Below are 20,582 nucleotides of genomic sequence, written 5' to 3' on the forward strand. Positions count from 1 at the left end.
CCCATGTTCGACAAAATCCTCATCGCCAACCGGGGCGAGATCGCGCTACGCATCCATCGGGCCTGCCGGGAGATGGGCATCAAGACCGTCGCGGTGCATTCCACCGCCGATTCCGAGGCCATGCATGTGCGTCTGGCCGACGAGTCGGTGTGCATCGGTCCGCCCTCGGCCCGTGACAGCTATCTGTCCAAGGCGGCGATCATCTCGGCGGCGACCATCACCAATGCCGACGCCATCCACCCCGGCTATGGCTTCTTGTCCGAAAACGCCGATTTCGCCGAGATGGTCCAGGACCACGGCTTCACCTTCATCGGCCCGTCGCCGCGCCATATCCGCCTGATGGGCGACAAGATCACCGCCAAGCAGGCGGCCCTTGAAGCCGGGCTGCCCTGCGTGCCCGGGTCGGCCGGGGCGGTGACCAGCGAAGAGGAAGGCTTGAAGGTCGCCGCGGCCTTTGGCTATCCCGTGCTGTTCAAGGCGACCGCCGGCGGCGGCGGTCGCGGCATGAAGGTCGCCACCGGTCCCCATGACCTGGGCGAGGCCTTCCGCACGGCGCGGACGGAAGCCCAGGCGGCCTTTGGCAATTCCGAAGTCTATATGGAGAAATATCTCCAGAACCCGCGCCATATCGAGGTGCAGGTGCTTGGCGATAATTACGGCGGCGCGGTCTATCTTGGCGAACGCGATTGCTCGCTCCAGCGCAAGCACCAGAAGGTGCTTGAAGAAGCCCGCTCGCCGGCGCTCAACGACGAGGCGCGCGCCCGCATCGGCGAAATCGCCCGACGCGCGGTCGAACGCCTAGGCTACAGCAACGCCGGCACCATGGAGTTCCTTTACGAAGAGGGCGAGTTCTATTTCATCGAAATGAACACCCGCCTTCAGGTGGAACACCCGGTCACCGAAATGATCACCGGCATCGATGTGGTGCGCGAGCAGATCCGCATCGCCGCCGGGGCGCCGCTGGGTTATGACCAATCGGCGATCCGCTTCCATGGCCATGCCATCGAATGCCGGGTCAACGCCGAGGATCCGGTGACCTTCGCCCCCTCCCCCGGGCGCGTGACCTATTTCCACCAGCCCGGCGGCATGGGCGTGCGCGTGGATTCCGGGCTGTACCAGGGGGTGATGGTGCCTCCCCATTACGACAGCATGGTCGCCAAGCTGATCGTTCACGGGGCGACCCGCAACGAATGCCTGATGCGGCTGCGCCGGGCCCTTGATGAATTCGTCATCGAGGGGATTCAAACCACCTTGCCGCTGCATCGCCGCATCGTCCGCGCCCCCGAATTCGTCGATGGCGCCTATGACATCCGCTGGCTCGAGAACTTCGTGGACCAATAGGCCTTTCGCGCCGGAATTTTGATCCTATCTCCTTTGGGGACGGCCTCCCGCCGCGCGCGGGAAGCCGTCCCCGATTTCTTGAGCGGAGCCGTTCCTACGCGATGAAGAAGGTGTGCAGCCGGTGATTTCGATCACCCCGGAAATTCTGGTCAGGGCCTATGCCAGCGGGGTTTTCCCGATGGCGCGCGCCCATGACGACCCGCAACTCTATTGGATCGACCCCGACGAGCGCGGCGTTTTGCCGCTGGACGGCTTGCATGTCTCGCGCTCGCTGCGCAAGGTGCTGCGCCACTGCCCTTTCACCGTCACCATCGATACGGTCTTCGTCGAGGTGCTCAAGCAATGCGCCGCCCCGGTGCCCGGCCGGGACGAAACCTGGATCAATGCCGAGATCGAGCATCTGTTCACCGACCTGTTCGACCTCGGCCTTGGCCATAGCGTCGAATGCTGGCAGGGCGACCAGTTGGTCGGCGGGCTTTACGGTCTGGCGATGGGCGGGGTGTTCTTTGGCGAAAGCATGTTCTCGCGCGTCGACAACGCCTCCAAGGTGGCGCTCTGCCATCTGGTCGCCCGGCTCAAACGCGGCGGTTTCCGCCTGCTCGACACCCAGTTCACCACCAACCACCTGCGCAGCATGGGCGCCGTCGAAATCGCCCGGCCGCTTTACCACGCCCGCCTTGGCAACGCCTTGCAGGTGATGGGCGATTTCACCGTCGACGTCCCCGACGTCCTGGCGGCCCTGGACACCCCCAGCGGTTACTGACCGGGGGGCCGGACCGCGAGGGGGCGCCTTAATCGAGCGGGGCGCCGCCGGGATCGACCGGGATGGGGGCGGCTTCGGGGGCGCTTTCGGGCTTGCCGCTATCGCCGGCGTCACGGTCGGCCGGGATCTCGCAGCGCAGGACCCAGACATCGTAAACCGCGTGGTCCATCGCCGAGAGCGACGGGCTGGATGCGAACATCCAGCCTTCGAAGATCTGCTTGGCCGCCACCCCTTCGGCGCGTTCGACGATATCAAGGAAAGCGGCGCTTTCGGGATCGTCGGGCGGCACCCGGCGCACGCAGGAGCGCACGGTGATGGTCAGCGACCCCAGCCGCAGGTCGCCGCCCACGGCGATGCTGCTTTCGCCCACCCGCGCCGTGGTCTTGTCAAGCCAGCCCAGGCGGGCGGTATCGGCGTTGATATCCTCGGCCCCGGCCGGGGCGGTGGCGGCAAGCATCAGGCAAAGGCCGCCCGTTGCCGAAAGAACGGCGGCGCGGGGGCTGGAAACCAGACGGAGCATGGTAAGCCTCAAGACCCGGGAGCGGGCTGTGTCGCGAGGAAGATGATCTCGCCCACCAGTTCTTCCATCGACTGGAAATCCTGGGTATGGGTCAGGCGGGCGTTGGCGGCTAGTCTGGTCGCCGATTGGCCGGGTTCCAGGCGCACGTATTTGCCCCCCAGCAGACCATCGCTGACGATGGCGGCGCGCGAGTCCTCGGGAATATGGATATCGCCGCTGATGGTCATATCGACCACCGCCTCGTAGGTATCGGAATCCAGGGTCTGGCCGGTGACGGTGCCGACCTTGACGCCGTTGATCCGCACGTCGCTGCCCGTCACCAAACCACCGACCTTGAGGAAAACCGCCTGGATCGGATAGCCGGTCACCGCCTTGAGATCGGCGGTGTTATAGGCAAAAACCAGGAAAAAGGCGGCAACGACCAGAACCACCGCGCCCATGATCGTTTCGATCGGGTTACGCATCCTATCGTCCTTCTTCCACATCGGCTTGCACGGCGGGCAAAGAGGCCAAGGTCACGGCGCCGGGCGCCGTTCCCGCCGTATCGTTTAGCGTATTCGTGCGCATATCGTGGCGCGTATCCTGGGCCGGCGGCGGCTCGGAAACGCCATCCCGACCCGGATCGGGGGAGAACACCCCGGGTTCGGGCGGTGGCGGATCGTCCTCAAAGGGCCCGGGCGCGAAGGGATTGACCTCGGGCGGGGCGACCGCCCCACCGCCGAAGGGGTCGCCGGGATCACCGGCACCGCCGGGCGGCGGCGCCTGAGGGTGGCTGGCGGCCTTGGCTTTTTGCTGCTCGGCGGCCGGAATATCGGGATCAAGGCCGCGCTTGATCTTGGCCATGGCGACGATCTTGACCAGCAGGTCCTCGACGATCACCGAATCCTGGCTGTAATCAAGCCGTCCGCCCGGGGCGATCGTCCCATAGCCGCCGCCCAGCGAGACCAGTTCGATATATTTCGAGCCGAGCAGGCCATCGGTTTGAATTTTGGCGGCGGTGTCGTCGGGCAATTCGTTGGGCAGATCCAGGCGCATGGTCACGATCGCCCGGTACTCGGGATCAAGCTTGTGGCCGACGATGCGGCCGATCGGAATGCCGGCCAAGCGAACGGGACTGCCGATGCCGATGCCATCGGTTCGGTTGAACACCGCTTCGACCTGATAGGCTCCAGCCTGTCCCGAAGCGTCGTGGCGATTGATCGATGTCGCCGCCAGCAACGCCACGCCCAGCAAGACCACCGCGCCGCCGATCAGAGTTTCCCTGCGGGGGCTCTCAGCCATTCGTCGTCCTTATCGTCATCGGCCTAGAAACCGGGGTGTTCACGGGCGCCAGGGCTGATAATCGCCCGTCGCCGCCGCGCGCCGGCCGCCGGCGCGTTCATCGCCATCGGGAACATAGGCGCCCAGCGTTCCGGTCAAATTGGGCTGATGGGGCTGGGCCCACTCCGCCGCCGGCGTCGCCAAGGGGGCGTCGCTGGTGTGATGGAGCCAAGCGTGCCATTCGGCGGGCACCTTCGACCCCTCGGCCTTTCCCTTATAGAAGACCCAGCGCTTGCGCCGGTAGAGCCCCTCTCGGCCCAGGGCGGAGCGCTTCTCTTGATAATAACGGTTGCCGAAGGCGTCCTCGCCCACCAGTTCGCCGTTGCGCATGGTGTAAAGCCGGGTCGCGAAACTCATGGCGGTCTCACTCCTTATCGCGAGTCCCTGGGAAAGGTTGGTCGCGCCGCACTATGGCGCAAGCGCTCCCGTCCGTCCAGCCCGAGGCCAAGGCCCAAAAACTTCATCCGCCCGACTCCGCAGCCCGCCAGGGGTTCCCGCCCTCACAACAAATTTTGGCTGCGTCAGGCGAAAAAAACCAGTTGTAGCCCCTCCCGGAGACACATAATCTAGGCCCCAACACGGCGAACGAAGCTAGATCTTGTGGCCCCGCCCTTTTCAGGTTGACAGGGGATTCGCAAGGTTTTCCGGCGCCTTACCAACGTCATTCTTTTTTTCCTACCCACCCTCCGAGGACGTAGCAGAGCCGTATGATGCGGCGCGTCTCCCCGGAAACCTGTCCATGGGCCCTCCCCCGGGTCAGGTCAGACAGCCAAGGACGGACCAATGCGTATCGAGCGTCACTTCACCACGGATGGCCAGAGCCCCTATGCCGCCATCGGTTTCCGCGAGGCGATCAGCGAAATCCGCAATCCCGACGGCTCGGTGGTTTTCCGCGCCGACGCCGTTCTGGTGCCCGATGCCTGGAGTCAGGTCGCGACCGACGTTCTGGCCCAGAAGTATTTCCGCAAGGCCGGCATTCCCGCCCGCCTGCGCCCCGTGCCCGAGGCCGATGTTCCCGAATGGCTGTGGCGCAGCGAGCCCGACACCGAGGCCCTGGAAAGCCTGCCCACCGAGGAGCGCTTGGTTGGCGAATCCGACAGCCGTCAGGTCTTCGACCGGCTGGCCGGCACCTGGACCTATTGGGGTTGGAAGGGCGGCTATTTCGACGCCGAAAGCGACGCCCAGGCCTTCTTTGACGAAATGCGCCACATGCTGGCCACCCAGGTCGGCGCCCCCAATTCCCCCCAGTGGTTCAATACCGGCCTGCATTGGGCCTATGGCATCGACGGTCCGAGCCAGGGGCATTTCTATGTCGATTTCAAAACCGGCGAAGTAAAGCGCTCGGAAAGCGCCTATGAGCATCCCCAGCCCCACGCCTGCTTCATCCAGTCGGTCAATGACGATCTGGTCAATGACGGCGGCATCATGGACTTGTGGGTGCGCGAGGCGCGGCTGTTCAAATACGGCAGCGGCACCGGCACCAATTTCTCGTCGCTGCGCGCCAGCGGCGAATCGCTGTCGGGCGGCGGCAAGTCGTCGGGTTTGATGAGCTTCCTCAAGATCGGCGACCGCGCCGCCGGGGCGATCAAATCGGGCGGCACCACCCGCCGGGCGGCCAAGATGGTGATCTGCGATATCGATCACCCCGACATCGAAGAATTCATCACCTGGAAGGCGCGCGAGGAACAAAAGGTCGCCGCCCTGGTTTCGGGCTCCAAGCTGTGCTCGCAGAACCTCAACGCCGTGATGGAAGCCACCCGCACCTGGGACGGCAAGGACGGCGACGAGCGTTTCGACCCCACCGTCAACAAGACCTTGAAGAAGGCCATCCTCGGCGCCCGCAAGGCGATGATCCCCGAGAATTACATCAAGCGGGTGATCCAGCTGTCGCGCCAGGGCTTCACCGGCATCGATTTCGAAACCTATGACACCGATTGGGATTCGGAAGCCTATCTGACCGTGGCCGGCCAGAATTCCAACAACTCGGTGCGCGTCACCGACGCCTTCCTCCAGCAGGTCGAGCGCGACGGGGCGTGGACGCTGCGCCACCGCATGTCGGAGAAGACCCGCACGGTCAAGGCCCGCACCCTGTGGGACGAGATCGCCTTCGCCGCCTGGGCCTCGGCCGACCCCGGCCTGCAGTTCGACACCACCATCAACGACTGGCACACCTGCCCGGAATCGGGGCGGATCAACGCTTCGAACCCCTGCTCCGAATACATGTTTCTTGACGATACCGCCTGCAATCTCGCCTCGCTCAACCTGATCACCTTCCGGGGACAGGGCGCCGAGGCCGGGCTGTTCGACGCCGTCGGCTTCGCCCATGCCTGCCGGTTGTGGACGGTGGTTCTGGAAATCTCGGTGCTGATGGCGCAGTTCCCCTCGCGCGAGATCGCCGAGCGCAGCTACAAGTTCCGCACCCTCGGTCTGGGCTATGCCAATATCGGCGGCCTGCTGATGGCCAACGGCCTGCCCTATGACAGCGACGCCGGCCGCGCGCTGTGCGGCGCGCTGTCGGCGATCATGACCGGCGTGGCCTATGCCACCAGCGCCGAGATGGCCGAGCAGATGGGAGCCTTCCCCGGCTTCGCCATCAATCGCGAGGCCATGCTCCGCGTCATCCGCAACCACCGCCGCGCCGCCTTTGGCGAGAGCAAGGGCTATGAGGCGCTGTCGATCGCCCCGGTGCCGCTTGATATCCGAAATTGCCCCCAGGCCGATCTGGTGGCCGTGGCCCAGCGCGCCTGGGACAAAGCCCTGGAGATCGGCACCGCGCACGGCTTCCGCAACGCCCAGGTCTCGGTGATCGCCCCAACCGGCACCATCGGTCTGGTGATGGATTGCGACACCACCGGCATCGAGCCCGATTTCGCCCTGGTCAAGTTCAAGAAGCTGGCCGGTGGCGGCTATTTCAAGATCATCAACCGCATGGTGCCCAGCGCCCTGCGCACCCTGGGTTATGGCGAGGCCGCCATCGCCGCGATCATCAATTACGCCGTCGGCCATGCCACCCTCAAGAACGCGCCGGGCGTCAACGCCCAATCGCTGATCGCCAAGGGCTTCACTCAAGACGCCCTCGCCCGCATCGAAGAGGGCTTGGCCAGTTGCTTCGATATCCGCTTCGCCTTCAACAAGTGGTCGCTTGGCGAGGACTTCTGCCGCGACGTTCTTAAGATGTCGGATGCCCAGTTGAACGACCCGGGCGTCGATTTGCTGACGACGCTCGGCTTCTCCAAGGCCGATATCGAAGCCGCCAATACCCATGTGTGCGGGGCGATGACCCTGGAAGGCGCGCCGGGCCTCAAGGACGAGCACCTGGCGGTCTTTGATTGCGCCAGTCCCTGCGGCCGCCTGGGCAAGCGCTTCTTGTCGGCGACCAGCCATATCCACATGATGGCCGCCGCCCAACCCTTCATTTCCGGGGCGATCTCCAAGACCATCAACATGCCCAACGAGGCCAGCGTCGAGGATTGCAAGCAGGCCTATATGACCTCCTGGCGCCTGGGGCTGAAGGCCAACGCCCTTTACCGTGACGGCTCGAAGCTGTCCCAGCCGCTGGCCGCCCAGGTTCTCGAGGAAGACGACGACCAGGAGACCTTGGAAGAGGCCGTCGCCGGCAAGGCGGTCTCGGTCCAGGCCGAAGTGGTGGCCGAACGCATCGTCGAGCGGGTGATCGCCAAGCGCTCGCGCCTGCCCGACCGCCGCAAGGGCTATACGCAGAAGGCCATCGTCGGCGGTCACAAGGTTTACCTGCGCACCGGCGAATACGAGGACGGCCGCCTGGGCGAAGTATTCATCGATATGCACAAGGAAGGCGCCGCCTTCCGCAGCCTGATGAACAATTTCGCCATCGCCATCTCGATCGGCCTGCAATACGGCGTGCCGCTGGAGGAATACGTCGAGGCCTTCACCTTCACCCGCTTCGAGCCCCAGGGCATGGTCCAGGGCAACGAGGCGATCAAGATGGCGACCTCGATCCTTGATTACATCTTCCGCGAGGTGGCGATCAGCTACCTCGGCCGCAACGATCTGGCCCATGTCGAGCCCGAGGACCTTCACCCCGACACCGTCGGCGATGGTCACGAGGAAGGCGATCTGGAGGGCACCTGGGAAGAAGATCACATCGCCACCACGGTCAGTGCGGGTTATGTGCGCTCGAACCTCTATGTGCTCAAGCACAAGCACCACCACCGCGAAAACGGCGCCGTCACCGCCGAACTGGCCCAAAGCACCGGCACCCACGGCGCGACCGTCGGCGCGACCAGCGTTTCGTCGTCGTCGATGTCGTCGATCGCCTCGATGTCGCTGGGAACGGGCAGCGGCAACGGCGCCAGCGACAGCAAGCTGTCGAAAATCCGCGAAGCCCGCATGAAGGGCTACGAGGGCGACAGCTGCGGCGAATGCGGCAACTTCACCCTGGTGCGCAACGGCACCTGCATGAAATGCGACACCTGCGGCTCGACCAGCGGCTGCTCGTAAGCCGCAAGCGGGAAACGACGGATCAATGAAGAAAGGGCGCCGAAGGGGCGCCCTTTTTTGTAGGGGGAAGAGGCGGAGCAATACGCTCAAGCGTATATTGATAAGATATGCGCCCAAGCGTATATCAAGAAGGACCATGGAGGGTTTGCTCATGATCGCCCGCACCCCCAAGCAGATCGGCGCCGCCATCCGCCGTCAACGCCGCAAGCTCGCGCTCACTCAGGCTGACCTGGGAGAGCAAACCAAGCTGCGTCAGGCAACGGTCTCGGCGGTCGAGGCCGGCGAACCGGGAACGCAAATCCGCACGCTCTGCGATATCCTGGCCGCCCTTGATCTGGAATTCGTCATACAGCCGCGAACCAAGGCATCGGTCGACGAAATCGGCGACATCTTTTAATGCCGCGTCCGCACCAAGAGCCGCCGCTCGCGGTTTTCCTGAACAGCCGCCTCGTTGGTCGGCTTAATCGAACGGCGCGTGGCGCCATCGATTTCCAGTACGATTCCTCCTGGCTTGAGTGGGATCGCGCCCTTCCCATCTCTCTCTCGCTGCCGCTTCGCGAGGACCGGTATAGCGGCGCGGCAGTCAACGCGGTTCTGGAAAATCTGCTCCCCGATAGCGCCCTCATTCGTCGTCGGACCGCCGAACGCGTTCGGGCACAAGGATCCGATGCTTACAACCTGCTCGCTGCGATCGGCCGCGACTGTGTGGGGGCACTCCAGTTCCTTCCCGATGGCGAGGCCCCCGGCACCGCTGGCACGGTGGATGGCATTCCCGTCGATGATCGGGAAATCGCCCGTCTCATAAAGGAACTTTCCATTGCGCCCCTGGGATTGGGCGAAGATATAGATTTCCGAATTTCCATCGCCGGCGCCCAGGAAAAGACCGCCCTTCTGCACTGGAAGGATCGCTGGTACAAACCCTGCGGCACCACGGCAACCACTCACATCCTGAAGCCTCGGATCGGGCGCCTGTCCAATGGTCTGGATCTGACATCGAGTGTCGAAAACGAATTTCTCTGCCTCAAAGTGACCGCAGCCCTTGGTATCCCGAGCGCCGATGTCGCCCTCGCCGATTTCGAAGACAATCGTGTGCTGGTGGTCGAACGGTTCGATCGCCATTGGACCGCCGATGATCGCCTTTTGCGCCTTCCCCAGGAAGACTGCTGTCAGGCGCTTGGCGTTCCGCCAACGTTAAAGTATCAGGCCGAAGGAGGCCCCGGTATTGAGGCCCTTTTGAATTTGCTCAAAGGCAGCGATGTTCCGAAGGTCGATCAAACGCGCTTTCTAAAAGCCACGGTCGCTTTCTGGCTTCTCGGCGCTACCGATGGCCACGCCAAAAATTTCAGCGTCTTCCTGTCGTCGGGCGGGCGGTTCCGCATGACACCGCTCTATGACGTGATTTCCGCTCAGCCAAGCGCCGACGCGGGACAGATCCCGCGCAATCGGATGAAACTGGCGATGTTCGTGGGCACGAACCGCCACTATGTCATCGACACCATCATGCCCAGACACTTCCTTCAAACAGCCGCTGCCGCCGGACTCGGCGCCTCGCTGGTAGAACCGGTATTCGCCGATATCCTCGCTACCGCCCCGACCGCGCTTGAGGATGTTATGGAGGCTTTACCCAAGGACTTTCCTCGCGATATCGCCGACTCCATCCTTGGTGGTTTCACCGAACGACTGCGAACCCTGGCGAAGGCATGAGCGCACGCCCGCCCCTTTTGAAACAGGGACATCGGCGCAAACCACCTCCCCTCGCCCCAAAACCGAAAAACGGAACGATACGGTCTCGTTTACTTGGCCGGGTTGTGATAGGGTGCGGCTTCCTCATCATAGGCGGTGGCATGGCAGTAAGCGAAAGTGCGGCGCGGCGCATCGGCCGACCCGATGCCCAGGCGTCGGAAACGCTTGACCGTTTGATCCTGGCCACCGCCACCCAATCGTTCATCGACCATGGTTATGCCGCCACGTCGATCGAAAAAGTCGCGGCCCAGGCCGAGGTTGGCAAGCAAACGATCTACCGCCGCTATCGCTCCAAAGAAGAACTGTTCAAGGCGAGCGTCGGTGCCCTGATCGGGTCCTTGCTGACGCGGGCCGACGCGGCGGCGAAGTTTTCGGCCGATCCGCTGGCGGCCCTGCGCGAGGCCTGCGCCACCTTTCTTGAAACCGTCGCCCGACCCGACTCGATCGCCATGTACCGGATCCTCATCGCCGAATCACGGCGCTTTCCCACTTTGGCCGATCACGCCCTTGAGTCCACCTCCGAGCCCTTTCACGCCATCATCAGGCGCCTGCTCGACGCCGCGGCGCGGGCCGGCCGGTTGCGCGCCGACCACGATCTTGATCTCCTCAGCCGCATCCTGATTGGCATGGTCAGCGGATGGGCCCTCAATCAATGGCTTCTTGGCGGTCAGGCCCTGTCAACCGAAGCCGAGAGGGCCGCTTTCCTCGATACCGCCCTCTCCATTTTCCTGAACGGCGTTGTGATCGACAGATGATGTCCTTTTCTGCCCCCCACCCTGTGCCCGCCCCGGCCCCCGCCGCTGCCCATCCCCCCCGCGTTCCGACTGGATGGAGCCGATGACGACGCCCCACCTCCCCCTTCATCCCCCGCAATGGCGCATAAGCCAGGAGGGGGCGGACAGCGTCGTGGTGCTGTCGGGCGACTGGCTGGCCAGCCAGACCGGCCTGCGCAGCGCCGTCGAGATCACCCGCCTGCTTGGTGACGGGGCGGTCAAGGGATCCTTGCGCTACGATGTCAGCGGCCTGGGCCGCTGGGACAGCGCCCTGGTCGCCTTTGCCCGGATGATGCGCGCCGCCGCCGGCGAGGGGGCGAACAAGCGCTTCACCCTTGATGAATCAACCCTCCCCGAAGCGGCGTTGCGCTTGCTCAAGCTGGCCGAGACCAACGAGCCCCTTCCCTCGGCCTCGGGGGACAAGGCCGCGGCCTCGGTTGTCGCCCGCGTCGGGCACGGCACCCTTGGCTTCGGGGCGGAGCTCGGCGCCATCGCCACCCTGGTCGGCGAAAGCGTCTTTGGGGTGGCGCGCGGCCTTGGCGGCCGGGCCTTCACCCGCTCGGTCGATATCCTTCACCTGATGAGGGAAGCGGGCGCCAACGCCCTGGTGATCGTCGCCATCGTCAACGGACTGATCGGGGCGATCCTCGCCTTCGTCGGCGCCGTGCAGCTTCAGCGCTTCGGCGCCGGCATCTTCGTGGCCGATCTGGTCGGCATCGCCATGGTCCGCGAAATGGCCGCGGTGATGACCGCCATCGTCATGGCCGGGCGAACGGGGGGCGCCTATGCCGCCCATCTCGCCACCATGCAGGGCAACGAGGAGATCGACGCCCTGAAGGTTCTGGGCATTCCCGCCTATGATTTTCTCGTGCTGCCCCGGGTGGTCGCCTTGGTCACCATGATGCCGTTGCTTTACCTTTACGGCTGCGCCATCGGCCTGCTTGGCGGCTTCGTCGTGTCGCTGGCCATCCTCGACATGTCGGCGACCACCTTCCTTGACCAGATCCAGGGCGCCATCGCCGGCCGCCAGTTCGCCATCGGCTTGGTCAAAAGCGTTGCCTTCGGCTTCCTGGTCGCCCTGGCCGGCTGCCACATCGGCCTAAGGGCCGGACGCAGCGCCGCCGATGTCGGCCGCGCCGCCACCAGCGCCGTCGTTGTCGGCATCGTCGGCGTCATCGCCCTTGATGCCGTCTTCGCCGTCTGCGCCGATCGCTTGGGGATCTAACCATGACCGATCACACGCAAGACCCCGAAGACCGCCTCGGCGTTTCCGGCCTCTGCCTGGGCTTTGGCAGCAAAATCATCCAGCGCGACCTGAGCTTTTCGGTCAAGCGCGGCTCGGTTTTCGCCTTGATGGGCGGCAGCGGCTGCGGCAAGAGCACCCTTCTCAAATCCCTGGTCGGCCTGCTCGCCCCCAAGGCGGGAACGGTGCGGATCGATGGCGAGGATTACTGGGCGGCGCCCGCCGCCCGCCAGACCGAAATCGGCCGCAAGTTCGGCGTGCTGTTCCAAAGCAGCGCCTTGTGGAGTTCGATGACGGTGGCCGAGAACGTCGCCCTGCCCTTGCAGATGTTCACCACGCTCGACGCCAAGGCCATCGCCATCCTGGTCGACCTGAAGCTGTCGTTCGTCGGGCTGGCGGCGGCGGGACCCAAAATGCCCGCCGAGCTGTCGGGCGGCATGCGCAAACGGGCGGGGCTGGCCCGGGCCCTGGCGCTTGATCCGCAGATCCTGTTCTTCGACGAACCCTCGGCCGGCCTCGACCCCATCACCTCCAAGCGCCTTGACGATCTTATCCTTGAACTGCGCGATGGCCTGGGGGCGACGGTGGTGATCGTCAGCCATGAATTGCCCAGCCTGTTCGCCATCTGCGACGACGGGATCTTCCTCGACGCCGAGACCAAGACGGCTATCGCCCATGGCGCGCCGACCACCTTGCGCGACACCTGCGACCATCCCACGGTCCGCGCCTTCATGGAGCGGGCCGCCCAAACACAGACATCGCTGCGGAGGTCTCAATGACCGCTAAACCTGCCGTCGTCGGCGGCTTCATTCTTGGCGCCCTCGCCCTCGGCGTCGCCGCAATTGTCCTGTTCGGCGGCCAGCGCCTGTTCACCTCCACCCGCGAGGTGGTGGTGTTCTTCAATGAATCGGTCGCCGGGCTTCAGGTCGGCGCCCCGGTCACCTTTCACGGCGTGCCCGTGGGGACGGTGAAAACCATCGCCCTGCGGGTCTCGACCCGGGATCTTTCGGCGCGCATTCCGGTTGTTTTGGAACTGCAGCCCGATCAGATCAGTTGGGAAGGCGAACACCTGAACGGCGATGACGACACCTATCAGCGCTTGATCGCCGCCGGCCTGCGCGCCCAGCTCGCCCCGCAAAGCATCGTCACCGGGCAGATGCGCGTCGATCTCGACTTCAAGCCGGGAACATCGGCTGCGCTGTCGGGCGAACCCACCGACCTGCCGGAAATTCCGGCGGTGGCCTCCGACCTTGATGAACTGCGCGACAAGGTCACCGAATTGCCCCTGCGCGACTTGGTCGAGACCGCCCAGAAAACCCTGGCCAATGTCCAGGCCCTGACCAGTTCGCTGAACACGCGCATTCCGACGCTCACCACCAGCGCCGAGCAAAGCGTCGCCGTGGCCACCCAGACCCTGGTCACCACCCAGGAGGCGGTGCGCCAGATCCAGGCCGACGCCTCGGTGACCTTGAAGGAATTAAGCGATCTGCTGGCCGATCTGCACCGTCAGGTCGATGCCAGGGGCGGAGAATTGGGCAAAACGCTAAGCGCGGCGGAACGCACCGCCCGCCAAGCCGAAAGCCTGATGATCTCCTTGAACGAACTGGCCGGGCCAAGGGCGCGCTTCCGCGCCGATCTTGAAGCCGCCGCCCGGGATCTTTCGGCCAGCGCCAGTTCGACCCGCAGCTTCACCCGAACCCTTGAACGCGATCCAAGCGCCCTTCTGAGTGGGGACACCAAACGATGAGCACGCCTTTTACCCCCTCTCGCCGTCTTCGGCTGCTTATCGTCTCGGCGATGGCCCTGGGGCTTGCGGCTTGCGGATTATCCGGCCCACCGCCCACGCTGTATGTTCTTGGCCAACCGCAATCGGTGGCCACGGCCGCGCCCTTGGGCGGCGATCGGCCGGTGATCGAAATCAAGCCAGTCAGGGTCTCGGATTATCTTGATACGACCGATCTGGTGGTGCGCGGCCCCGACCGCATCATCCCCAGCCAGCAAGGCCGTTGGGCGGAACGGCTGTCGGTCGGCGTGCAGCGGGCGCTTGCCGCCAGCCTGGGCGCCCGGCTGCCAGGGCTGATCCTCACCACCCAGCCGCCGATCGACCGGCCGGCCCGTCAGCTGCTGGTCGATGTGAGCGGCTTCGAGGCGATCGAAGGCGGATCGGTGATCCTTACGGCGCGCTGGACGATCGCCGATGGCGCCAGCCGCCAGTCGGTGGTTTCAAACGGCGCCCAGGTGACGGTGCCCTTGACCACGGCCGGCGATGCCGGGGTGGTTCAGGCGATGAGCAAAGCCGTCGACGAGCTTGCCGGCCATATCGCCCCCGGTCTTTCCAACGCCCGCTAACCCTCAGGCGTCGGCCAGTTTGCGCAGGTCCATCGCCTCGACCATGCTGCGCGCCAAACTGTCGTCGATCGACGTCATGGCCGCCAAACACATCGCGGCGCCGGTCAATCCCTCGCGGTGGGCCGTCGTTTCGTCATGGCCGGCGTCCAGCGCTTCATCGAAGGTTTCCGCATAGGCGGTGATCACCATTTCGCGGGTCGTATCGTCCACCGTCCGTCCCCTTGGGCTTTCCATTGCGGGCAATTTCTCGTGACGATACCATCTTTTGGAGATGTTTGGGGGTTTTCCGCGAGGTCTTGACCGCCGCCGGCCGCCTCCCCACCCTCAAGACCCGCCTTTTTCGCCCGCCAATGCCGTTTGGGAGTGCATCGACCATGGCCTTGCCGTCTCCGCCCCGCCTTTCCCGTATCGCCAGCCTGGGCGCGGTCCTGGCGCTTTGCGCCTGCGCCGCCAATCCAGTCACCGGTCGCCAGCAGTTGATCCTGGTCAGCGGCGCCCAGGGCGCGGAGATGGGAGCCCAAGCCTATCGGGACATCAAAAAGGAAAAGCCGGTTCTGCCGGCCGGCAACGCCTATACCCAGCGCATCCGCGCCATCACCGAGCGGTTGATCAAGGCCAATGACCTGCCGGCCTATGACTGGGAGGTCAACGCCTTCGCCGATGACACGGCCAACGCCTTCGCCCTGCCCGGCGGCAAGGTCGGCGTGAATACCGGCTTGGCCAAGGTGGCGCGCAGCGATGCCCAGCTTGCCGCGGTGATCGGCCACGAGATCGCCCATGCGGTCTCGCGCCATGGCGAGGAACGGGTCTCCCAACAGATGGTGATCGGCACCGGCTTACAATTGGGCAGCGCGGCCCTGGGCGCGGGAGCGGGCGGCAATGCCCAGGCCGTGGCCCTGATGGAACAGGCCGCGACCCTTGGCATCGTTTTGCCCTATAGCCGCACCCACGAATCCGAAGCCGATGAGATCGGCCTTTTTTACATGGCGCGCGCCGGCTATGACCCGCGCGAGGCGATTACCCTGTGGCAATCCATGGCGGCGCAGGGCGGCGAACGCCCGCCCGAATTCCTCTCGACCCACCCCAGCGAGGGCAGCCGCATCGAAAACCTCCAGCGCCTGATGCCCCGGGCCCTGGACCTTTACCGCAAGGCCGGCGGCGAAGGCTGAGGCGAGCCCAAGAATCCGCCCCTCCCACCCCCTTGTGCGAAGGTGAATTTTTTCTCTGAAAAAGGGTGCGACCCGTCAGAATCTGGGGGTACCCCCGTCTAGGATCATCGGTAAGGGAGGTCGACCACGAAAGCGGCCTTCCCCTCGTCCAGTCACAGCCGAGGTGCCCGCATGACCCCGATTACCAAAATCGTCGCGCTCTTTCTGACCAGCGCCATCCTGTGGATCCTGATCACCGTCCCGCTGTGGGCAACAGCCTTCCCCCGCTCCCCTCTGGTGATCATCGGCATCGCCCCTGGGCTGATCATCGCCGTGGCGGCGGCGATCACCATCGGGTGGGTCCTCGCAAAGACCGACGCCGCCCATAACAAGATCGTCGCCGCGTTGGAGGAGCGCGCCCAGCGCGACCCCTTGACCGGCATGCTGAACAAAGAGGCCTTCATAACCCATCTGGAGGTCGCCTTCGCCCGGGCGCAGCGCTCTGAAAAGCCCTTTAGGGTCCTCTTCGTTGATGTCGACCGCTTCAAGGATATCAACGACTTCCATGGTCATCGCTTTGGCGACGCCGCCCTGGTGGCGATCGCCGCCCGCTTGCGCAGCGTCTTGCGCAGCGCCGATATCGCCGCCCGCTACGGCGGGGACGAGTTCACGATCATCGTCGAACCCGATGAAGGCGACACTCTGGATGCCATCACCGCGCGCATTTCCCGCGCCTTCGAGACCCCCGTCGACATCGACCATAATGGCTTGCGCGAATCTTTCCCGGTGACCGTGAGCACTGGCTTCTCGCGCTACTCAGACGAGACGACCAGCGTCGACGCCTTGATCGAAGAAGCCGACGAGCGGATGTACGACGCCAAGAAGCGCAACCGCAAAACCGTGAGCCATCCCGGCGCGGCAGGCATGACCCCCAGAGCCTTCCATGGCGGCCGCCCCGTGAGGTCCGCCCTGATGATGGCGTCCCTCTTGCGCCAGCCTTGCCCGGGCGCGGCCACCCGCCCGCCAAGTTATAGCGCCCTGGACTGGTCGTTGTAAGCACACCCCTTTTGCGAGCACGGCCCCGAAAAACCCACTCACCACGCTTGATTGCAGCGGCAACTTGGCTCACCAATAGGACTTGAGTAAGGTAGGGGGATCCAACGACGATGTCAGAGAAAATCAATTCCGACGCCCGCCCGCGGGAACAAGCCATCAAGGTGTTTCGTCGCTTGATGGCTTGTTCCCGGGGAATCTCTCGAGAAACGCTTAAGAACGAGCTTGAATGTTCAGAACGAACCGTTGACAGAATAGTTGACGATATCAATAACGCTCTCAGCGCCGATCTGGAAATTGTGAAAGCACCAAATAATAACAATGAAATCTGTTATCAGCTTGTTTCTCATAAAGAAGAAAATGTCCCTGGCTTTTCCTTCGAGGAAGTCCGCTATCTAGCGACGTGCCGCGATCTCGCCGCGCCTTATCTTCCCGAAGCCGTGATCGGCCGCATCAACCGCAGCCTAGTCAATCTGGCGCTCCACCTGGAAGAAGGCCAGCGCCGCTCGGTTTCGGGCGCGCCGATCACCTTTGCCAACAAGGGATATATCGATTACGGCCCCCATGCCGAGACCATCAAAACCCTCAATGAGGCGATTGCGAACCGTCGTGTTTGCAGCTTGTGCTATCTGCCGATGAACGAGCGCACCGCCAAATCCTACCGCTACGCGCCCGGTCGGATCGTGGCCATGAACGGGGTGTTTTATGTGCAGGGCCACTACCTAGACGAGGGGTCGCTGTTACCGGGCCACTTCATAACCTTCTTGCTGCACAGGATCACCCAAATCACCCCGGGCGAGGAATACTTCCACTTCAACGCTTTTGAGGACACCTCCCGCGCCTTCGGCCTGAAATGGCACGAACCCATGCGCCGACAGATCCATGTGGCCGCCGACGCCGCCGATTATGTCCGCGACCGCATCTGGAGCGCCGATCAGACCATCGAAGAACAAGACGACGGCGGCATCATCCTCAGCGTCACCACGACAAGCGAAAAAGAGCTTCAGGCCTGGGTTTGGAGCTTCGGCGGATTGGCGGAGATTATTACCCCATCCTCGAACGAGGAAAGCCAGGGACAAGACACGACCGCCTCCCCCGCGCCTTTAGCGGCGGACCCCCGCGTTCTCCAGGACTGAGCAGCACAAGAATTCCCCCAAGGACGCCAATCTTCCCTCACCCCTTCCCCTCCGCCTTCGGGCGGCGGGGAATGGGGGAGGCGATGTTGGCGGTTTGCAGGGCGGCGGCGCGTGATCAATCGGCGCGCGGCGGGGCTTGATCCTGGCGGCACACCTTAGCCCCGGCCACCACTCTGATCGAGCCGGCCTCCCAATTGGACCGCAGTCCCGGTAACGCTACGCCGATGATCAGACCGGCGGCGCCCGGCTCTTTACAAGGGCGGCGGAAAGGGGCAGGCAGAAGGGCCTTTTTCCTGCCCGCCGGGTCGCCATGGATTTGTTCATTCTCGCCGTCTTCATCGCCACCTATCTGGGCATGGCTTTGGGCCGCGTTCCCGGGTTGGGCGTTGATCGCACCGGCATCGCCCTGCTCGCGGCCATCGTCTTGCAAACCGTGGCGCCGCGCGACGGCGCTGCCCTGGTCGCCGCCATCGATTTCGAGACCCTGGCCATCCTCTTCGGCCTGATGGTGGTCAGCATCCAATTCGCCGCCTGCGGTTTCCATGACCGCTGCGCCCATTGGCTGGCCAATGCCGCCTGCGGTCCCTTCGTGCTGCTGGCCCTGGTGGTGGGGGTGGCCGGCGGGTTGGCCGCCCTGTTGACCAACGACGTGGTGGCCCTGGCGATGACGCCGATGCTGACGCGTGGCCTGATGGCGCGCGGCCTTGATCCCAAGCCCTATCTGATCGCCCTGGCCGGGGCGGCCAATGCCGGGTCGGCGGCGACCCTGATCGGCAATCCCCAGAACATCCTGATCGCCCAGACCGGCGATCTTGATCTGCTGCCCTTCCTTGGCGCCTGCCTGCCGCCGGCGCTGATCGGCATGGCCTGCTGCTGGGCCTGCGTGGCGGTGATCTGGCGCGCCGCGCTGCGCCGCCCCGCTGTCCCGCCCGCCGCCCCACCCGCCGCCCCACCCGCCACGATGGCGCCGCCGGCGGTCGATCGGTCGGGGCTGATCAAGGGGCTGGTGGCCACCGCCCTGCTGCTCGTCTTGTTCCTCACCCCCCTCGACCGGGCGACGGCGGCGCTGATCGTGGCTGGTTTAATCCTGACCAGCCGCAGACTGCGCAGCCGCGACACCTTGGGACTGGTCGATTGGCAGTTGCTGATCTTGTTCGTCGGCCTGTTCGTCGTCGTTGATTCTTTCACCGCCACCGGCCTGCCGAGCCTGCTGCTTGACGCCGCCACCACCCGTGGCCTGGATCCCTTGGCGACGGGGCCGATGGTCGCCCTGACCCTGGCGGGCAGCAATACCATCGGCAATGTGCCGCTGATCACGCTTTGGCTGTCGATCCTGCCCGCCGCCCCGACCGAGGCGCTGTATCGGCTGGCGGTCTTTTCGACGCTGGCGGGGAATTTCCTGCTGATCGGGTCGATCGCCAATCTAATCGTCGCCGATCAGGCCGCCCGCCAGGGGGTAAGCCTGGGGTTTCTCGATCATGCCCGTTGCGGGGTGCCGATGACGCTGCTGTCGCTGGGGTTCGCTTGGGGATGGTTCGCCCTGATCGCCTGAATGACGGCCGCTAAGGGATTCTTTACCCCCCGGCGATGAAATGCCTTTTTCACGGACCATCCGGGGCGGAGTTTTTTCAGATGACGGCCGACAGCGGCTCCAGGGCCATGGTGATAAGCCGGCGCGGCGACGGTGCGGGATATCCCGTGGCCGTCTTCCAGCCCCGCGACGCCCTGGCGGCCGGCTTCCAAAGCGTGCTTGCCGCCCATATGCCCGATGCCGCCCTGCAGGCCCGTTTGCGCGCTGGCGCCCGGGCCGTCGTCGACCGGCTGACCCCCCACCTGCCGCTGGTCGGCGGGGATCAGGGAGGCGGGGGCTATCTGGTCGGCGGCTCCGTCGGCCGGCGTACCGCCGTCACCCTGACCGACAGGCCGCCGACCACCGATCTGTTCGTGCTGCTTGACGATCCCGCCTGCCGGGACCCGCGCTGCGCCGTCGACCGCCTGGGCGCCGCCCTCGCCGCCGCCGGTCTGCCCTGCCGCCCGCCAAGCGAGGGGCGAACCGCCCATGGCCTAGCGTGGGAGGATCTGCCCTTCGCCCTGCGCCCGGCCCTGCCGACGCGCGGCCGGCTGGCCCTGCCGGTGGCGGCCGAGAACGCCAGCCTGCGCTGGACGATCTGTGATCCTTTGGCCGAAACCGCCGCCATGCGGCTTCTGAACAGCCTTTATGGCGACCGGCCGCGCCAGATGATCACCCTGCTCAAGGTCTGGCGCCGCCATCACCGGGTCGCCCTGTCGGGCTATGGCGTGGAGATCCTCGTCCAGGCGTTTTTCCGCGATGGCATGGCCCACCCTGGCGCCGATCTGGCCGAGGTCTTCGAAGCCTTCCTGGCCTGGGGCCGCAACGCCACCCCGGCCGCCCTCCCCTTGCCCGGCGGCCGACGCAAGCTGGTGGTGGGCGAAGACTGGCACGGCGCGGCGGCGACGGCCTATTGGCAGGCGGTGGCGGCGCGCCATCGGGCGAGGACCGGCGATGTTCTGGGCAGCGCCGAAATCTGGCGCGGGCTGTTCGGCCCGGCCTTTCCCTTGCCAAGCCTGACCCTGGCCGCCTGACCCTAGCCGCCTGACCCACCGCCTTTTTCCCCGCCTTTTTCGCCCTCGACTTTCGATAGGGACGGCCGCCCGCGGCGGCCGGGACGCACGGCGTGCGCTATTCCTAAGCC

General features: G+C 64.9%; 19 protein-coding genes and 1 pseudogene. 15 read left to right on the plus strand and 5 right to left on the minus strand.

Going from position 1 to position 20,582, the window contains the following annotated elements:
• Nucleotides 1-3: 3 nt before the first annotated feature.
• Nucleotides 4-1,341, plus strand: a complete 1,338-nt coding sequence (gene accC / locus RRU_RS12605; RefSeq protein WP_011390188.1) for an acetyl-CoA carboxylase biotin carboxylase subunit — start codon at nt 4-6, stop codon at nt 1,339-1,341.
• Nucleotides 1,342-1,462: 121 nt separating this feature from the next.
• The gene (gene aat, locus RRU_RS12610) at nt 1,463-2,104 is read left to right on the plus strand and encodes a leucyl/phenylalanyl-tRNA--protein transferase (protein ID WP_011390189.1); all 642 of its coding nucleotides are present in this window, start codon (nt 1,463-1,465) and stop codon (nt 2,102-2,104) included.
• A gap of 28 nt (nt 2,105-2,132) precedes the next feature.
• On the opposite strand, the gene RRU_RS12615 is transcribed toward aat, so the two are convergent.
• The 4 genes from RRU_RS12615 to RRU_RS12630 are packed head-to-tail and all read right to left on the minus strand — an operon-like array spanning nt 2,133 to nt 4,301.
• A complete protein-coding gene (locus tag RRU_RS12615; protein WP_011390190.1) occupies nt 2,133-2,624 on the minus strand; it encodes a DUF2155 domain-containing protein in 492 nt (163 codons plus the stop codon).
• Between the two features lie 8 nt (nt 2,625-2,632).
• Nucleotides 2,633-3,088, minus strand: coding sequence for an outer membrane lipid asymmetry maintenance protein MlaD (locus RRU_RS12620; protein WP_011390191.1), 456 nt, complete (start codon nt 3,086-3,088; stop codon nt 2,633-2,635).
• 1 nt (nt 3,089) lies between these two features.
• The gene (locus tag RRU_RS12625) at nt 3,090-3,905 is read right to left on the minus strand and encodes an MlaD family protein (protein WP_011390192.1); all 816 of its coding nucleotides are present in this window, start codon (nt 3,903-3,905) and stop codon (nt 3,090-3,092) included.
• A gap of 39 nt (nt 3,906-3,944) precedes the next feature.
• A complete protein-coding gene (locus tag RRU_RS12630; protein WP_011390193.1) occupies nt 3,945-4,301 on the minus strand; it encodes an NADH:ubiquinone oxidoreductase subunit NDUFA12 in 357 nt (118 codons plus the stop codon).
• Between the two features lie 426 nt (nt 4,302-4,727).
• Here RRU_RS12630 and RRU_RS12635 point away from each other — a divergent pair, with 426 nt between their 5' ends.
• The 8 genes and pseudogenes from RRU_RS12635 (at nt 4,728) to RRU_RS12670 (ending at nt 14,531) form a co-directional block, all read left to right on the plus strand.
• Nucleotides 4,728-8,423: a vitamin B12-dependent ribonucleotide reductase gene (locus RRU_RS12635; protein WP_011390194.1), complete on the plus strand. Its 3,696-nt coding sequence runs from the start codon at nt 4,728-4,730 to the stop codon at nt 8,421-8,423.
• Between the two features lie 151 nt (nt 8,424-8,574).
• Nucleotides 8,575-8,706: pseudogene (locus RRU_RS20220) on the plus strand (helix-turn-helix domain-containing protein); the annotation flags it as partial.
• A 113-nt stretch (nt 8,707-8,819) separates the two neighbouring features.
• Complete coding sequence (locus RRU_RS12645) at nt 8,820-10,127, plus strand: type II toxin-antitoxin system HipA family toxin (protein ID WP_011390196.1); 1,308 nt, start codon at nt 8,820-8,822, stop codon at nt 10,125-10,127.
• 140 nt (nt 10,128-10,267) lie between these two features.
• Complete coding sequence (locus RRU_RS12650; RefSeq protein WP_011390197.1) at nt 10,268-10,921, plus strand: TetR/AcrR family transcriptional regulator; 654 nt, start codon at nt 10,268-10,270, stop codon at nt 10,919-10,921.
• A gap of 82 nt (nt 10,922-11,003) precedes the next feature.
• The gene (locus RRU_RS12655) at nt 11,004-12,164 is read left to right on the plus strand and encodes an MlaE family ABC transporter permease (protein ID WP_014626382.1); all 1,161 of its coding nucleotides are present in this window, start codon (nt 11,004-11,006) and stop codon (nt 12,162-12,164) included.
• A gap of 2 nt (nt 12,165-12,166) precedes the next feature.
• A complete protein-coding gene (locus RRU_RS12660) occupies nt 12,167-12,961 on the plus strand; it encodes an ABC transporter ATP-binding protein (protein WP_011390199.1) in 795 nt (264 codons plus the stop codon).
• Complete coding sequence (locus RRU_RS12665; protein ID WP_011390200.1) at nt 12,958-13,929, plus strand: MlaD family protein; 972 nt, start codon at nt 12,958-12,960, stop codon at nt 13,927-13,929. Before RRU_RS12660 ends, RRU_RS12665 begins: the two co-directional genes overlap by 4 nt.
• A complete protein-coding gene (locus RRU_RS12670) occupies nt 13,926-14,531 on the plus strand; it encodes a PqiC family protein (protein WP_011390201.1) in 606 nt (201 codons plus the stop codon). Before RRU_RS12665 ends, RRU_RS12670 begins: the two co-directional genes overlap by 4 nt.
• 3 nt (nt 14,532-14,534) lie before the next feature.
• Here the strand turns inward: RRU_RS12670 and RRU_RS12675 are convergent, their stop codons facing one another.
• Nucleotides 14,535-14,741, minus strand: a complete 207-nt coding sequence (locus RRU_RS12675) for a hypothetical protein (RefSeq protein WP_014626383.1) — start codon at nt 14,739-14,741, stop codon at nt 14,535-14,537.
• Between the two features lie 164 nt (nt 14,742-14,905).
• On the opposite strand from RRU_RS12675, the gene RRU_RS12680 reads away from it, so the two are divergent.
• The 5 genes from RRU_RS12680 to RRU_RS12700 all read left to right on the plus strand — a co-directional run bounded on the left by RRU_RS12680 (nt 14,906) and on the right by RRU_RS12700 (nt 20,472).
• Entirely contained in the window at nt 14,906-15,700 is a 795-nt protein-coding gene (locus tag RRU_RS12680; RefSeq protein WP_011390203.1) for a M48 family metallopeptidase, read from the plus strand.
• 171 nt (nt 15,701-15,871) lie between these two features.
• Nucleotides 15,872-16,735 carry a GGDEF domain-containing protein gene (locus RRU_RS12685; protein ID WP_011390204.1) on the plus strand — a complete coding sequence of 288 codons (864 nt, stop codon included), beginning with the start codon at nt 15,872-15,874 and terminating at the stop codon, nt 16,733-16,735.
• A gap of 110 nt (nt 16,736-16,845) precedes the next feature.
• Entirely contained in the window at nt 16,846-17,868 is a 1,023-nt protein-coding gene (locus RRU_RS12690) for a helix-turn-helix transcriptional regulator (protein ID WP_162470622.1), read from the plus strand.
• A gap of 310 nt (nt 17,869-18,178) precedes the next feature.
• A complete protein-coding gene (locus RRU_RS12695) occupies nt 18,179-19,420 on the plus strand; it encodes an SLC13 family permease (RefSeq protein ID WP_011390206.1) in 1,242 nt (413 codons plus the stop codon).
• Between the two features lie 80 nt (nt 19,421-19,500).
• Nucleotides 19,501-20,472 carry a hypothetical protein gene (locus RRU_RS12700; RefSeq protein ID WP_011390207.1) on the plus strand — a complete coding sequence of 324 codons (972 nt, stop codon included), beginning with the start codon at nt 19,501-19,503 and terminating at the stop codon, nt 20,470-20,472.
• Nucleotides 20,473-20,582: the final 110 nt, after the last annotated feature.

The organism is Rhodospirillum rubrum ATCC 11170 (genome assembly GCF_000013085.1).
Taxonomy (GTDB): Bacteria; Pseudomonadota; Alphaproteobacteria; order Rhodospirillales; family Rhodospirillaceae; genus Rhodospirillum; species Rhodospirillum rubrum.